The 15930-nt window shown below is 61.4% G+C and carries 15 protein-coding genes; 13 read left to right on the forward strand and 2 right to left on the reverse strand.

Going from position 1 to position 15930, the window contains the following annotated elements:
• Window positions 1–501 precede the first annotated feature (501 nt).
• From ABSB13_RS14175 to ABSB13_RS14185, 3 genes are all read left to right on the forward strand, one after another.
• Window positions 502–3249 (forward strand): protease pro-enzyme activation domain-containing protein, encoded by a 2748-nt coding sequence (locus tag ABSB13_RS14175; RefSeq protein ID WP_428109662.1) that lies wholly within the window; start codon window positions 502–504, stop codon window positions 3247–3249.
• 149 nt (window positions 3250–3398) lie between these two features.
• The gene (gene pdxH, locus ABSB13_RS14180) at window positions 3399–3980 is read left to right on the forward strand and encodes a pyridoxamine 5'-phosphate oxidase (RefSeq protein ID WP_428109664.1); all 582 of its coding nucleotides are present in this window, start codon (window positions 3399–3401) and stop codon (window positions 3978–3980) included.
• 137 nt (window positions 3981–4117) lie between these two features.
• Entirely contained in the window at window positions 4118–5263 is a 1146-nt protein-coding gene (locus tag ABSB13_RS14185) for a radical SAM/SPASM domain-containing protein (RefSeq protein WP_428109667.1), read from the forward strand.
• Window positions 5264–5365: 102 nt separating this feature from the next.
• Here the strand turns inward: ABSB13_RS14185 and ABSB13_RS14190 are convergent, their stop codons facing one another.
• Entirely contained in the window at window positions 5366–5914 is a 549-nt protein-coding gene (locus ABSB13_RS14190) for a methyltransferase family protein (RefSeq protein WP_428109669.1), read from the reverse strand.
• Window positions 5915–5955: 41 nt separating this feature from the next.
• Window positions 5956–7314, reverse strand: coding sequence for a DUF2252 domain-containing protein (locus ABSB13_RS14195; RefSeq protein WP_428109671.1), 1359 nt, complete (start codon window positions 7312–7314; stop codon window positions 5956–5958).
• A 187-nt stretch (window positions 7315–7501) separates the two neighbouring features.
• On the opposite strand from ABSB13_RS14195, the gene ABSB13_RS14200 reads away from it, so the two are divergent.
• The 10 genes from ABSB13_RS14200 to ABSB13_RS14245 form a co-directional block, all read left to right on the forward strand.
• Complete coding sequence (locus ABSB13_RS14200) at window positions 7502–9133, forward strand: carboxylesterase/lipase family protein (RefSeq protein WP_428109673.1); 1632 nt, start codon at window positions 7502–7504, stop codon at window positions 9131–9133.
• A gap of 18 nt (window positions 9134–9151) precedes the next feature.
• Complete coding sequence (locus ABSB13_RS14205) at window positions 9152–9862, forward strand: DUF4336 domain-containing protein (RefSeq protein WP_428109676.1); 711 nt, start codon at window positions 9152–9154, stop codon at window positions 9860–9862.
• 108 nt (window positions 9863–9970) lie between these two features.
• The gene (locus tag ABSB13_RS14210) at window positions 9971–10459 is read left to right on the forward strand and encodes a nitroreductase family deazaflavin-dependent oxidoreductase (RefSeq protein ID WP_428109694.1); all 489 of its coding nucleotides are present in this window, start codon (window positions 9971–9973) and stop codon (window positions 10457–10459) included.
• 32 nt (window positions 10460–10491) lie between these two features.
• Window positions 10492–11265 (forward strand): class I SAM-dependent methyltransferase, encoded by a 774-nt coding sequence (locus ABSB13_RS14215; protein ID WP_428109678.1) that lies wholly within the window; start codon window positions 10492–10494, stop codon window positions 11263–11265.
• Between the two features lie 177 nt (window positions 11266–11442).
• Window positions 11443–11853, forward strand: coding sequence for a GFA family protein (locus ABSB13_RS14220; protein ID WP_428109682.1), 411 nt, complete (start codon window positions 11443–11445; stop codon window positions 11851–11853).
• 82 nt (window positions 11854–11935) lie between these two features.
• A complete protein-coding gene (locus ABSB13_RS14225) occupies window positions 11936–12649 on the forward strand; it encodes an SDR family NAD(P)-dependent oxidoreductase (RefSeq protein WP_428109684.1) in 714 nt (237 codons plus the stop codon).
• Between the two features lie 165 nt (window positions 12650–12814).
• A complete protein-coding gene (locus ABSB13_RS14230) occupies window positions 12815–13648 on the forward strand; it encodes an SDR family oxidoreductase (protein ID WP_428109697.1) in 834 nt (277 codons plus the stop codon).
• 113 nt (window positions 13649–13761) lie between these two features.
• The gene (locus tag ABSB13_RS14235; protein ID WP_428109687.1) at window positions 13762–14352 is read left to right on the forward strand and encodes a hypothetical protein; all 591 of its coding nucleotides are present in this window, start codon (window positions 13762–13764) and stop codon (window positions 14350–14352) included.
• Entirely contained in the window at window positions 14342–15154 is an 813-nt protein-coding gene (locus ABSB13_RS14240) for an enoyl-CoA hydratase/isomerase family protein (protein WP_428109689.1), read from the forward strand. Before ABSB13_RS14235 ends, ABSB13_RS14240 begins: the two co-directional genes overlap by 11 nt.
• Window positions 15155–15416: 262 nt before the next feature.
• Window positions 15417–15930: cobalamin-dependent protein (locus ABSB13_RS14245; RefSeq protein WP_428109691.1), on the forward strand; the 514-nt coding region annotated here is incomplete at its 3' end.

The following is a 15930-nucleotide window of genomic DNA, read 5'->3' on the forward strand; positions in this document are numbered from 1 at the left end:
CGGTGGTCGCCGTATCATCTGGCCAGTATTAAGAAACCGCGCGCCCGCGGGCTCTTTTATCGCGTAGTCGCGAAAAGATGCGCTGCGCAGATTTTCGCGTCTTCTCACTGTGGGTGCAGGGGCCGCAGCCCCTGCCGCCCGCCAACGGCGGGCGGCCTTAACATTGGGTGCAGGGGTCACCCCTGCCGCGCGGCAACGGAGCGCGGCCTTAATACTGAGTGCAGGGGTCACCCCTGCCGCGCTCGGTTGGCCGGAGTGGAACCCGCCTAATATCGCTCTATCGTTTTCGTCGCTTTCTGTGTGAGCGTTCACCCTACGAAGGGCGCAGCGGGCTTGGGTGCGAAAACGAGGTTGATCCACGTCTTAGCGTGTAAAAAGGTGCCACGTCCAATTTTGCTATGCCTACGCCGGGCAAACGGGTATCATCCGCGATATGTTTTTTGTTTCTGGAACTGCGAGCAAGGAGCGATCTCGCTCTGACGGTCTTGGGGGAAAAGCCGAATGAAAGAATCAAAAGCCCGTTCAACGGGCCGGATTCGGGTGTTCTTGTGCTGCGCGATATTAGTCGGATCGATCGCAGGCTATCAGCAGATCGTGGGGGCGGTATCGCAACCCCGCGCGCTGATCACCGAGACGATAAGCGAGACCAACCTGGTCACGCTCGCTGGCAACACTCGTCCCGAAGCGACGGCGGCCAACGATCGCGGCGCGGTCGCTGACAGCCTTCCGATGGAGCATCTGTGGCTCCAGTTGCGGCGCTCGCCCGAGCAGGAGCAAGCGCTCGACAAATACCTGGATGAACTCCAGGATCCCAAATCGCCGAACTACCATCACTGGTTGACCGCGCAGGAGTTCGAAGCGCGCTACGGACTGGCGCAGGAGGACCTGGCGAAGATCACGGGATGGCTGCAAGCGCACGGCTTTACCGTCAACCTGGTCTATCCCAACAACGTGATCGACTTTTCCGGGACGGCCGGGCAGGTGCGGGAGGCCTTCCACACCGAGATTCACAATCTCGAGGTGAACGGCAAGCAGCACATCGCCAACATGAGCGATCCGCGGATTCCCGCGGCGCTGGCGCCGGCGGTAGTCGGAGTGGTGTCGCTGAACAACTTCATGCCGCATGCGATGAACCAGCCGCGCGCCGCGTACACCTTTTCCGGCTGCGGGGCCGATTGTTACGCGGTGGTGCCTGCGGACCTGGCCACGATCTACAACCTGGGTCCGCTGTTTGCGGGGGGTTATTCGGGCCACGGCCAGACGATCGTAGTCGTCGAAGACAGCGATACGTACAACAACACGCCGACTGGCTGTAACTCCACCACGTGCACCGGCAACACGGACTGGAATAGTTTCCGTTCTACGTTGGGCCTCAGTTCGTACACCAGCGGCTCTTTCACGCAGGTCCATCCGGCCCCGGGCAGCGGCGGCCCCACCTGCACTGATCCTGGAGTCAACGGCGACGATGGCGAGGCGGCCATCGACGTGCAATGGGCGAGCGCCGCGGCTCCCAACGCCGCGATCGTACTGGCCTCGTGCGAGAATAGCACCCACTTCGGAGGTTTCATCGCGCTACAAAACATTCTGAGCAACGGCGGCCCTCTCCCTTCGGTCGTGAGCATCAGCTATGGCGAGTCCGAATCGAAGCTGGGCGCGACGGAGAACTCGTACATCAACGGCCTGTACCAGACGGCATCTGGCATGAGTGTGGCGGTATTCGTGTCGTCGGGCGACCAGGGCGCGGCCAGCTCCGACTACGGCGAGAGCTATGCGACGCATGGCGTAACAGTCAGCGGATTCACCTCGACGCCGTATAACGTGTCGGTGGGCGGCACCGATTTCGGCGACACGTACGCGGGCACGAACAGCACTTACTGGGATTCGACGAACGGGACGACTTATGGCTCAGCGAAATCTTATATCCCGGAAATTCCCTGGAACGATTCATGCGCCAGCGAGCTGATCGCCAGCGTCGAAGGCTACGCTCAGACCTACGGCTCGAGCGGCTTCTGCAACAGCGCGACCGGCGTAGCAGATTTCCTGAATACCGTCGGGGGCAGCGGCGGCCCGAGCGGCTGCGCCACTGGAACGCCGTCGAAAAGCGGCGTCGTCGGCGGTACGTGTGCCGGATATGCCAAACCGACATGGCAATCAGGTTTGTTCGGCAACCCGAGCGATGGCGTGCGTGATATTCCCGACGTGTCGCTGTTCGCCGCAAACGGCACCTGGGCCCATTACTACGTGGTCTGCTTTTCAGACCCGGGCAATGGCGGAGTGTCCTGCTCGGGTTTGCCGAAGACGTGGGCGGGATTCGGCGGGACGTCGATCTCCTCGCCGATCATGGCCGCGATTCAAGCGCTCGTGAATCAATATAGCGGCAGCAACCAGGGTCTTCCGAATTCCACCTACTACTCGCTGGCCAAGACCGAGTACGGGGCGAGTGGGAGCTCGACCTGCAACTCGACACTCGGCAACGGTGTCGGCAGCTCGTGCATCTTTTATGACGTGACCCAAGGCGACATGGACCTGCCATGCACGGGCACGAACAATTGTTATACGCCGTCGGGCACGTATGGCGTGCTTTCCACGTCGAACTCGGCGTATCAGCCCGCGTACGGAACGCGAAGCGGCTGGGATTTTGCGACCGGAATCGGGACCGTCAACGCCTATAACCTGGTGAAGGCATTCGGCCCGAGCCCGACGGGGACTGCGACGCCGACGAGAACTGCGACGGCGACCGCGACTCGGACGGCGACACCGACGGCGACGGCAACCAAGACTGCAACGCCGACCGCGACCGCAACCAAGACTCCAACGCCGACCGCGACCGCCACGGGCGGCACACCGACGGCGACTGCAACGGCGACCACGACGGAAACTGCAACCGCCACGCCGACTGCGACGCCGACACCTGTCGACGCCAAGCTGAAGATTTCACCCAAGTCCTTGAACTTCGGCAAATCGACTCTCGTCAATTCGGTCAGCAAGGCCAAGACGGTGACGATCAAGAACGACAGCTCCAAGAAATCCGGGATTATCGTAATAGTCACGGACCAGTCGGCCACCGCGCCATTCGCGGTCAGCAGCGGATGCACCACATCGTTGGAGCCGCACAAGAGCTGTAAAGTATCGGTGACCTTCAAGCCAAGCGATACCACGGAACGAACCGGAGTGTTGACCATCAACGACAACGAGACGGGACCACCGCAGCAAGTCCCGTTGTCCGGCACCGGCAAGGCGCCGAAGTAATAGCAATAGGCGGACGGATCGCACTTAACCGCGCGCGCAACGGAAGCGGCGGGCCAAATGGGCCGCCGCTTTACATCTGCGCCGTACGGATCATCAATCTAATTGGAGCCGGTCAGGCGATGGCATCAAGAATGCTTTCGACAGGGAATATGAAGACAGAGGATCCGATCGCGCGATTTAGTCGATGGTTTCGTGAGGAAGTGACCGCCGGCACCAAGCTTCCGGAAGCGATGGCGCTGGCGACATCCAGCAGTGACGGGATGCCCAGCGTGCGCTACATCCTGCTCAAGCAGGCGGATGCGCAAGGCTTTTCCTTCTACACAGATACACGCAGTCCCAAGGGCCAACAAATAGCGGAAAATCCCCGCGCCGCAATGGCTTTCTATTGGCCGCGCAAGGGACGGCAGGTCAGGATCGATGGCTCCGTCGAGCTGATGACTGCGGATGAAGCGGACGCGTATTGGGCTACCCGGCCTATAGACAGCAGGATTTCGGGCAGCGTCTCGCACCAGAGCGATCGGCTGAAAAGCCGCGCCGAGCTGGTCGCGCGCGTCGCCAAGCTGCGTAGGGAATTGAAGGGCAAAGAGCCAGTGCGGCCGGATTACTGGCTCGGGCTGCGTGTGGTGCCGAATCGGATCGAGTTCTGGGTGCAAGCTCCCTTCCGATTGCATCGGCGCGAATTGTTCGTGCGCAGTGGACGGCAATGGCGCAAGACATTGCTACAGCCCTAGAAACTGCCTCCAAAGGATACATCCTGCATCGAAAGGATGCAGTTTTCACGTAATTACAGCCGAATGATGGGCGCAGAAAGAGCGGTGTTATAAGGAAGATTGAACGGAATGATAATTGCTGGTAACGTCGCGAGATCATGACTTATAATTTTCCGGCGCTATACTTCGAGGCTACCCGTCTATGCAACCTGCAATGCCCGTTGTGCATGACCGGCAGCAACGATGCGCATAAGGTTCGAGACAAGCGTCCAAGCGAGCTCAGCTTCGATGAGATTCGCGAACTGGTATTGCTACCGGCCAAGCGCCTCGGCGTTATAGCTATCGGATGGAGCGGCGGCGAGTTCCTGTTGCGCAAGGATGCGCTGGAGCTTCTCCGGCTTACGGTGGAGCTGGGTTATCAGTGCAAGGTTTGCAGCAACGGCGAGGTAATCGATCGGACCAAGCTGCAGGAAATCAAGGAAGCAACCAACGGCAAGGTAACTATATCGGTCGGGTTGAATTCGATTGACGAGCGTAACGAGTGGACCCGTGACGCCAAACCCGACCGTACCCTGGAGGTGCTCGAGCTATGCGAGGAGCTCAAGATTGACCGCCACGTGATCGTGACGATCTCCAAGGACAACACCGAGACCTTCGCCAAGACCGTCAAGTATCTGACCGATCGGCGGATTTCCTACAACCGCTCGCCTTACGTGGCGCGAGGCTCGGGCTGCGATTTGTTCTCAAAGCTCGCGTTCGATCGCAAAGACCTCGAAGCCAGCTTCCATCCCGACTTGCGCGGCCACGTCAACGGCTACGTGAGCTACACGCCGTTCTTCCTCTCGCCGGAGTTGCACGCCCAGGTTTCCGGAGGAGCCGCCAATGGGGCGGTACCGCAGAATCCGCCGATAGGATGCTGGGTCGGGACCTGGCTGGCGCTGAACGCGGAAGGCGATGTTTCGGTCTGTCCGGTTCTGCTCGATAAGCTCAAGGCCGGCAACGTGCGCGAAAAGCCGCTGGATGAGCTGGTCGCTTCCAGCCAACTGATCAACGACTTGCTCGATCGCGGCAAGCTCAAAGGCAAGTGCGGCGACTGCCGCTATCAGTACACATGTGGCGGATGCCGCGCGATGGCGTACTACCACAACGGCGACTACATGGGCGAGGATCCCACCTGTTTCTTCGATCCCGAAGACCGCAGCACGGTCAGCGAGCATGAGGAGCAAACCAACCGCATGTTCAAGAAGTACCTGATCGTGGCACGCTACGCCGGCTTGTTTACCCGTCCGCAGCGCCCGCAGTGACCTATCAGCTCGGTTGCCAGTTCTAATCGAGCCGTAAGCAATATCCCGCCTTGTAGCAGGTAGCATAGGACTCCACATCCACGTTGTGGACTACGCCGCTGTTCATCGCTGGCCCCGACGTTCGACAGGACGCAAGCGCGGGACCCAGCGCGGCACCGATCGACAGTAGTCCTGGTAGTCGCGGCCAAAGGTCTGCCTGAGCGTCGGTTCCTCGTAGAGAATCACGAACAAATGGAATCCTATCGCGACCGCGAATGCATACTCGAGCAGACCCAAGTTACCGAAGAAGAGCGCCTGGCCGACCAGCATCGCGACCACCGCGATATAGGCGGGGTTGCGCACGCGGCGGTAGACTCCACCTATTACAAGGTGCCGCGTCGGCGCGATAGGAGCCGGAGTCCCATGTCCCTCGCGCACGAAGCGTGCGAGAAAGTCGGCAAAGGCCGGGACCGCGATGACGAACATCCCAAGGCCGACCCATCGGGTTAGCCCGAACCCGAACAATGGCGGCCTCAGCTCCCATCGTGAAATCAGGTAGGGGACAAGACCGACCACCGAGCCCGGCACCACCACGGTAAACACGACGGTGCCAAGATACGCCCACAGCGGGGGCCGCGTTGTGTGAGCCTGCTCCATAAGCGTGCCAAGCATCGTCGAGCGATCAGGCGGTGAAATCGTTCGACCGAATCGCATCATCTCGCGACTTTGATTCGTCCACTTCTTATAGCTTTCAACAAAGCACCGTAGTCGCTCTCAGTCTGATCGGCATAGGCTTTCGCGAATTTGACTATTGCGTCATCGAAGGCCTCACTCGAGCCGAGATAGCCGGCTATCATGGCAGGGTCTCCCGTGCGCGCATGCGCTCGCGCTAGAGCCCATCCGCACGCGTCGGCGAAATAGGCCAGGTCGGTAGGATTCTCGGTGTCAACCGGCATAGGTATCTTCATATCGCGCATTTGGCGGACGTAAAAGTCGCGGCCGGGTTCCAACCCGACCGTCCAACCCAGGAATATGTCGCTGGACGCCTGCATCAAGTGCTGACCATAGACCACGCGCTGCCCGTGCGTCGAAAACACACTGCGGCCGGCGTATGGCTCCAGCGCTGAGGCGCGAGCTTCCTTGATCTGCAAGAACAGCGGCGCGGCCTGCGTATCCCTGAACAACGCCACCTCGCAGAAGGTCCCGATACTTCCAACGCCGACGACTTTGAACGCGACATCCAGCAGCTCAAACCGATCAAAGAGCACTCGATAGGACTCCGGGAGGGAGGTCCGGTAGCGCTTGAAGAATGATACCGCTCGCCGGAGATAGGCCGCGGTCCGTTGAACGGGCAAATGATAGATGAGCGGCGGCTGGTCCTTGATTTTGGTCTGGTCTCTGGCGGCCATCGAAGGAAGCAAATTGTTCGGTACCGTCTTTCGCCTAGCCCTCTCGGAAACTCTTTTGTCGCGGCGGCGGTTCCTGGGCCCTGGAACCCTATCGAGGAGTTTCTGGAAATCGATTCGCTGATACCACACCTCGAGCGACGGCATGGTCGCATACTCGCCCAGATGCTCGCGGTAGGAACGAACCGCCGCTCGAACAGCGTGCTCCCGATAGCGGGATTTAATGCCCGCGGAACGTCCCGCGACTTCGATACTCACGGTCAAGCGCTTGACGTCCCATTCCCAGGGAGCCGGGAGCGTTTCGTCGAAATCATTGATATCGAAAACCAAGTTGCGCTCAGGCGTCGCGAACGCGCCGAAGTTCATTATGTGGCAGTCGCCGCACGCCTGGACGCGGAGTCCGGTCCGGGGAGTCCCGGCCAAATCGAATGCCATTAAAGCTGCCGCGCCGCGGAGGAAGGCAAACGGCGACTGGCGCATTCGCCCATAACGAATGGGGAGCAGCTTGGGAATTCGCCCCGCGTCGGATTCGATCAGTAACCGGATCGGATCAGGCCGATTCGCGGGCGCCTTCCAGACCGCATGGCTCTTGCGCGCCGCCTTCTCTCGAAGGCCGCGGCCGGCTCTCAGCCGTGGTGCGATTGGAGCGCTGACGATAGTACTCATCAAGATCGGCCCACCGCATGCATCTTAGGAAAGTGGCGGCGACTTCGGCAACTCAACGACTCGACGCACACGCCACTGGAACGGCAAGACAAAGACGAAGTTGTTTGCCGCTATAGTCTGTTCTGCTATTGTCGCGGCGGCCGCGACGGCGGCAACCGGAGTGAACCTCGCGCAGGAGAGGAAATCTATGCGGAAAGAGGAAACCACCGCGGTCCAGAGTTCCGACCGCATCGAGCTGCCGCAAATCACCAGGATCATCGACACGACCAGCGGTCCGGTGCGCGGCCTCGTCAACGAAGGCGTGCATACCTTCAAGGGTATCCGCTACGGCGCGGCGCCGGTGGGTCCTTTGCGCTGGATGGCGCCGCAGAGGCCGGCGCGCTGGAAAGTAGTGCTGGACTGCTCCGACTATGGAGCGCCCGCGATGCAGATGGCATCGGGCGCGACGGCGGCTCCGGCCGGCGATTACGGCATGCTGATGGCGCGGGTGTTCACGACCCCATCTGAGCTGAAAATTCAGAACGAGGACTGCCTGTTCCTGAACGTGTGGACGCCGGCAACCGACAACCAGAAGCGGCCCGTGATGTTCTGGATTCACGGCGGCATCTTCGCCTACGGCTCTGGTGGCCAGCCGGTCTACTGCATGGAGGACCTCGCCCGCGATCACAATGTCGTTGCCGTCAACGTGAATCATCGCCTCAACGTTTTCGGCTATCTCCACCTCGGCGAGCTGATGGGCGATGCCTACAAATCGTCAGGCACGGCCGGCATGCAGGACCTGGTGCTCGCCTTGCAGTGGGTGCGCGACAACATCGCGAATTTCGGCGGCGACCCCGACAACGTGACAATCATGGGCCAGTCGGGCGGTGGCGCGAAAGTCTCGATTCTGATGTCGATGGACTCGGCGAAGGGATTATTCCATAAGGCGTCGATTCAGTCGGGTCCTGGGCTGATAGTCAGCCGCAGAGAGCCCGCCACCGCAGCCGCCAAAGCGCTGCTGGACGAACTCGGCATCCAGCCCGGCGACATCAAGTCGCTCCAAGGCGTGCCGGCCCAGACGATCATTGCCGCCGCCTTCGCGGCGGACGCGAAAAACAACGCCGGGTACACGCGGGCGCGCGTTCCCGGCATGCGCCGGCCCGGTGGTATCGGCTACATCCCGATCATCGACGATGTCGCAATCACGCGCGATCCGTTCACGCCCGATGCGCCTGCGGTGTCCCGCGATGTACCGGTGCTGGTCGGCTACGTGAAGGACGAGGTCACCATCTTCACTGCGGGCGAGCCGTGGTTTGGAAAAATGAGCGAAGCCGATCTCGAACAGCGCATCGCGATGCTCGGCCCGATGGGCAAGCCGTTGGTCGATGCATGGCGCAAGATCAGGCCCGACTACTCGCCGACCTATCTGTTCACTGCTGCGATGAGCTCGATGTTCGCGATGGGCGGATCGATCGCGCTGGCCGAGCGCAAGGCGGCGCAAGCTGGCGCGCCGGCATACATGTGGTATCTGACTTGGGAAACTCCGGTCGCAGGCGGGCTATTCAAGACTCCGCACACGATGGAGATTCCGTTCATGCTCGATTCCTACCGCCGGGTGCGCGCGTTTGCCGGTCCGGATCCGGGCGCCGCACGGATGCATCAGCAGATAGCGGGAGCGTGGGTCGCGTTTGCTCGCACCGGCAAGCCCGATTGTCCCGAAATTCCGCATTGGCCGCCCTACGATGCCGGCAAGCGGTCCACGATGGTGTTCGACCTTGAAAGCCGGGTCGTGAACGATCCGAATGCCGAGGTGCGAAAGATAATTCAGGACGCGCGATAGTTCGGTGCGGCGAGAATCGTGAGCGCGACACTTCAGCAGTTGGGTGAAAATTTCTGGATCGCCGAAGGCCCGATCGTCGATTTCTACTCGTTTCCCTATCCCACCCGGATGGCAGTGGCGCGGCTGGCCGCTGGCGCGCTGTGGATCTGGTCGCCGATTCCGCTGACCGATTCGCTCCGGGCGGAACTCGCAGCGCTCGGCCGCCCGGCGCATCTGGTCTCTCCCAACAAGATCCATCATCTGTTCATGGGCGAGTGGGCGTCAGAGTTCCCCGGCGCGAGGCTGTGGGGATTGTCGGCGGTGATTCGCAAGCGCGCCGACCTGAAATTCAGCGGCGTGCTCTCCGACGAACCGCCCGAGGATTGGCGCGGCGAGATCGACCAGGCGGTCTTCCGCGGCAGCATGTTCATGGATGAGATCGTTTTCTTTCATCGCGCGTCACGCACTGCGCTGTTCGCCGACCTGATCGAGAACTTCTCGATGGAATTTCTGCGCAACACCCCCGGATGGCAGGGCTGGAAGACGACCATCGCGCGCCTGTGGCGAATCACCGAGCCGGTCGGGCGCGCTCCGCTGGAATGGCGCCTCAGCTTCGTGCGGCGCGCCTTGGCGCGCGCCGCGCTCGGGCGCGTGCTTGCGTGGGACCCGCTCAACGCCGTGATGGCGCACGGGACGATCGCGCGCGGCGGCGCTCCCGCGTTCATCCGCGAATCGTTCGCATGGCTGTAGGCGCGCATTCGAGCCGCCGAGAGCTACGCCAACCCGCTCAGATTAGATCACTACCAGGACTCGCAACGTGCTTGACGCGGGAATTGCGCGGCCATAGCCTTGGTGGCTATGCCCCCTACGACCAGAGTTGAGCCTTTCGCAGCAAAGCTGCACTTCATCCCTCGCAGTTTACGCCCGGTTCAGGCGGCCATTGTCAATTCGCAAAGGGATTACTTTTCGCACGCAGCGGGATGGGTTCTGCTGACGACAACCGGGCGGCGAACCGGCTTGCCGCGTGAGACGCTCCTACCATGCGTCCGCAGCGACAATCATATTTACCTGATCTCCACTTACGGCTGGCAGTCAGATTGGATCCGCAACCTGCGCAAGAACCCCAAGGTCAAGGTCACCTGCAATGGCGAGGTGGTCGCCGGGCACGGAAAGATGATCGAGAAGCTCGACGATAAAATCCGGATCGTCAGCGAACACCCATTCTTTGCCCCTGCTCCATTCGAGCTGGTTAACGCCGTGGCCCTGAGTCCTGCTATGCGTCCATTGCTGGTGGCTTTCCTGCGCCGCTGGGTCGCCTCACGCCCGGTAGTCGCGATCCGCATCTGAAGCGAGAGCGCCAGCAGTCTTAGGGGGACGCGATGGTATCGCAAGGCTATCCCTGGTACGTGGACTTTTTTCGCGGCGACTACCTCAACGTCTATGGCCACACGTTCACCGAAGAGCGGGCAGAAAAAGAGAGCAGCTTCGTCGCGCGCGCGCTCGAGCTCAAGCCGGGCGCATCGGTGCTCGATCTCTGCTGTGGCCAGGGGCGGCATTCGATCCAGTTGGCGAAACGTGGCTTGCGAGTAACCGGTCTCGATCTGAATCCCGAGTACCTGGAACTCGCGAAGCAGGCGGCCAAGGCGAGCAAGGTCACAATCGAGACGATCGCCGCCGACATGCGCAGGATCCCGTTCGAAGACAAGTTCGACGCGATCGTCAATATGTATTCGTCATTCGGATATTTGGAGTCCGAAGGCGAGGATTTGAAAGTCCTGGAATCGGCGGCCAAAGCGCTCAAGGCCGGCGGACGGATCCTGCTGGACATGCTGAACCGCGAGTGGGCGATCGATAACTATATCCAGAACGACTGGCATACCGGCGCGGACGGAACTTTGTACGTCGAGCGGCGCGACCTGGATCTCGCGACCAGCCGCATGCACGTGCATTTCATCGTGGTGGACCCGAAGGGAAACCGGCGCGAGTCGATCGGACATATCATCCGGCTCTATACGCTGACGGAGATCACCCGCATCCTGGAACGCGTGGGGCTGCGCGTGACGGCGGTGTTCGGGGGATTCGATGGCGAGACGTACGCGATAGGCACGCGGCGGATGATCATCGTCGCGGCAGGGGCCAGCCCCTGCACCTGAGTCAGGAGGAAGAGGCGGTTCATCGGGGAGCCGCGAAGCCTCGTCCGCATTTTCGTTGTGTCATCTTGAGCGCAGTGAGGGAAGCCGCGTAAATGCGCGCGTTTGCAGAGTCAAAAACAGGAATTCTGAATCAGTTGTTCTGACTTCACGAGATTAGCGTCTCAGGGAGGAACCCACATGGCGACACTGTTATCCGGCGGATGTATGTGCGGTGCGGTCCGCTACGACATCTCGGCCGAACCGATGATGTCCGCGCTCTGCTACTGCAGGGACTGCCAGCGCTCGACTGGCAGCGCGTTTTCCTCGGTTCTGATCGTTCCCAAGGCCGGCTTCAAGCTGACCAAGGGTGAGCTCAAGCACTTCGAGGTCACGGCAGACAGCGGAGGCAAAGCGAGCCGCGGGTTCTGCGCCAATTGCGGCGCGCCGATTCTCTCGCTCGTGTCCAGCATGCCGGACGTGGCCGTGGTCAAGGCCGGCAGCCTGGACGATCCCACGAAGTTCGCGCCCGGCGCCAATGTCTACATGTCGAGCGCCCAGCCGTGGGCGCCGGTGGGACCGGGGCCAAGGTTCGCGAAGATGCCGGGCTGATCCTATTCCAGTTCCGGCCAGCAATAGACTCGAAGGTTAGGGCCGAGTATCGCTGGATGGTGCCGAAGCGAGGAACAAGATCATGGCCAAATCCGGTAATCGTGAAGTTGCTGTCGTGACGGGTGTCGGGCCGGGAACCGGCGCCGCGATCGCACGGCGTTTCGCGCTCGGCGGATATTCGGTCGCGATGCTGGCGCGCAATCGTGAGCGGCTATCCGAACTCGAGCGGGAAACCGCGGACACTCGCGGTTATCCGTGCGATGTCACGGACGAGGTTCAGATCGATTCGGCCCTCGCCGCCATACGATCCGAACTCGGCGTCCCTTCGGTACTGATTCACAACGCGGTGGGCGGCGCATTCGGAAATTTCCTGCAAATCGATCCGCAGGTTCTCGAGCGCAACTTCCAAGTCAACACGATGGCCCTGCTCCACTTGGCCCGCCGGCTCGCGCCCGCGATGATCGAGGCGGGCAAGGGCGTGATTATCGCGACCGGCAATAGCTCGGCGCTGCGCGGGAAGGCGAATTTCGCGGGCTTCGCTCCGACCAAAGCGGCGCAGCGGATTCTCGCCGAGTCGATAGCGCGCGAGCTCGGTCCGAAAGGGATTCACGTGGCCTACGTGTTGATCGACGCGGTGATCGATCTGGCCTGGACACGAGAAATGAAGCCCGACGCGCGCGATGAATTTTTCATCAAGCCTGCGGCGATCGCGGAGGAGATCTGGCACCTTGCGCATCAAGAGCGATCGGCGTGGTCTTTCAACGTTGAAGTAAGGCCGTTCGGTGAAACCTGGTGATTCGGTTGCGTCGAGTGCCGACGACGGAACAGTTTTCCGGCAGGTGAGTCATCAGCGATCTGCGGATTTTTTCCTATCTTCCGAAGCCGCGAGTCTGGAAAGCGACTATCGCCGGCCACCTGTGCGGCAACATCTTCGGCGTATAAGGACGGATTGGACAAGATAATGAGACCCAACGTCGTCATCACCGGGGTTTCGACAGGCATCGGTTTGGATGCGGCGCGACTCCTCATCGAGCGTGGCTATCGCGTCTTCGGCAGCGTTCGCTCGCAAGTCGACGCCGACCGCGTCGGTGCGGCGTTGGGGCCCCACTTCACCCCGCTCCTGTTCGATGTGACCGATGAAGCTGCGATTGCCACGGCCGCCGAGAAAGTCCGCGATGCGATTGGCGACGAAGGCCTGTGTGCCCTGGTCAATAACTCTGGCATCTCCGGTGCCGGTCCGTTGATGCATTTTCCGCTCGACGAAATGCGCAAGATGTTCGAGGTGAACGTCTTCGGCCTGCTGGCGGTTACGCAAGCCTTCCTCCCCTTGCTCGGCGCGCGCCGCGATTGCCCACACCCGCCGGGCCGCATCATCAACATCAGTTCGATCAGCGGCGGCTTGGTCTTTCCGTTTGTCGGCGCCTACGGCGCCTCGAAGCACGCGGTCGAGGCGTTGACCGACGGGCTGCGTCGTGAACTCGGCTTGTACAACATCCACGTGATCGCCATCGAGCCGGGCAACATCCGCACCCCGATCTGGGAGAAATCGGCGGGCACCGATGCGCGGTATGCAAGGACCGACTACGCGCCGATCCTGGAGAAGCTGCCGCCGATCATGGCCGAGATGGTACGCCGCGCCGATCCGGTGGAACGCGTCAGTGTTGCCATTCACAAGGCGATCACCGCGCCGCGCCCGAAGACGCGCTACCCGCTCACGTGGCTATGGCCTTTTTCGCGCGTACTCGGCGATCGCGTGCTCGACCGCATGATGCGGCGAGCGATGGGGTTGAGCTGAAAGCCGATCGAGCCGAGGTCTGCGCAAGAGAGTGCCGGTTTCATGGGTCGCCTTGGCGGCGATAACTCAGACAGACACGAATAGCGGAGGGTGCGATGCGAGACATCCATGAATTGAGCGCTGAGGAAACGCTGGAGCTGTTCAAGACGCTTGAATGCCCAACGATTGGTGAGATGAACGGCGAGTACAAGGGCGAACAGCTCAGATCCCCCGGCGTGGTTTCGACGGTGATCGCTACGCTCTTCACCAACAATCCCCTGTTGTTCGGGAAGTGGCTGTCCAAGTCGTTCCGCCCGGTCGATGATGCCTGCGGCCGTGGCTACAACTCGCTGATGCACTTCGGCCGTGTGACGCGACGGGCCCCAATGCGGACGCTCATAGCCCCCTCTCGATTCGATGGGCGACCGGCGTATCAACTGGTCTATCGGGCCTATCACTCGATCTGCGGATTCGTGCACATGGTGGACGAGGTCCGCCGATTGGACGCGGGAAGATATATCGGCATCGGAACGGTGGGATTCACCGACGCGCAGCGCCGCATTCCGCTTCCCTTCCTGCTCACGGGACCCATAGGGCCCTACGGCGGCGACGTGGGAGAAGAAAGAGTGGGGTTTGACGTTGCCAGCGATTTGCCGGTGCTGGCCGGGCCGGGATTGCGAAGCCGACGCTCGCCGGGTAGTGAAGGGCATGCCAATGTCCGCTAATGAGAACGCGACCAAGGCTCCGTTGCTCATCGAACGCGATGGACCGGTCGAGACGCTGGTGATCAACGATCATCCGCGCAACCGCATGGGCCTCGACTTCATGGACGCGCTCGAGGCGGAAGTCGCACGCGTCGCGAACGACCCCGGCGTGCGCGTCATCGTCATTCGCGGTGCGGGGACCGAGAACTTCTCGGTCGGAATGGACCTGAAGCAGCTCCCGGAGGGCCAAAAGCGAATGGGAAGTCTGGAGGCCCTCCTCGACCAACGCCTGCGTGTCCTCGACGCGATCGAGAACCTCCCGAAGCCAGTCGTCGCCGTACTGTGCGGCTACTGCCTCGGCGGCGGACTTGAGCTACCGCTCGCGTGCCACTTCCGCCTGGCGGCGGCCGAGGGCTGCAAGATAGGGCTTCCCGAGCTGGATCTCGGCACAGTACCCGCATGGGGCGGGAGCGCGCGCCTCACGCGCTGCGTCGGACGCGATCACGCCCTCGACATGATCCTTCGCGCGAAGAAAATCTCGGGCCCCGACGCGCTCCGGATCGGTATCGTCAGCGAAGTCTGGCCAATTGAGGAGCTTTTCGAGCGCGCCCACGCACTGGCGCGCGAGCTGGCGGACATGCCGACAATCGCCGTCGCGGGAATGCTCCGGTGCATCGTCGGTGCCGGCGAGAAGCCGCTCGATGAGGGCATCGCCGAGGAACGCCGCGCGGTCCTCGCGACGTGGGGCACGCCTGACCAGCGCGAAGGAATTCAGGCGTTCCTCGAGAAGAGAAGTCCACGGTTCAACCGAGGAAGCGGGTGAGCCGGAACCAGGCCAGTCCCGCTCGTCCCAGCGCCTACGCCTCCCCCACGACGTAGGTGCGCGGGGTCTTACGTGAGCTGGACGAGAGCCGTGATCAGCGACAAAAGCCGCGAAAATGCGCGGTTTTGTTGATCAAAATAATAGAGATCGCCGGGGAGCAACTATAAATTTCGCGCATTGTTGCCTTCGGTTGTCGCGGTTTGTATAGTCGCTGACTAACCAATCGGACAGGCCTTTGGGGTATGCTTAAAATATGGATGTAATGAAGACGCTTTTTCTCAATCCGCCCTCGTACGATGACTTCGACGGGGGAGCGGGCTCGCGCTACCAAGCGACGCGCGAGGTCTGGTCATTCTGGTACCCGACGTGGCTGGCTTATCCGGCGGGGATGATCCCGGGCGCACGCCTGCTCGACGCGCCGCCGCATAACTACACGGTCGAGATGACGGTCAACGAGGCAAAAAACTACGACCTGGTCGTGATTCACACCTCGACGCCGTCGCTGCGGATGGACGCGCGCACTGCGGAAGCAATCAAGGCGGCGAATCCGGATGCGATCATCGCGATGGTCGGGGGACATCCGACGGCGCGGCCCGAGGAAACGCTGAAACTGTCGGCGGCGATCGATATCGCGGCGCGCAAGGAATTCGACTACTCGATGCTGGAAGTGGCGCAGGGCCGCGACTGGAGCACGATCGGCGGAATCAGCTACCAGAAGAACGGCGGGCTGCATCACAATCCCGATCGTCCGGCGCTCACCGACGAAGAACTCGACA

It is taken from the genome of Binatus sp. (SeqCode) (assembly GCF_050013435.1).
Taxonomy (GTDB): domain Bacteria; phylum Desulfobacterota; class Binatia; order Binatales; family Binataceae; genus Binatus.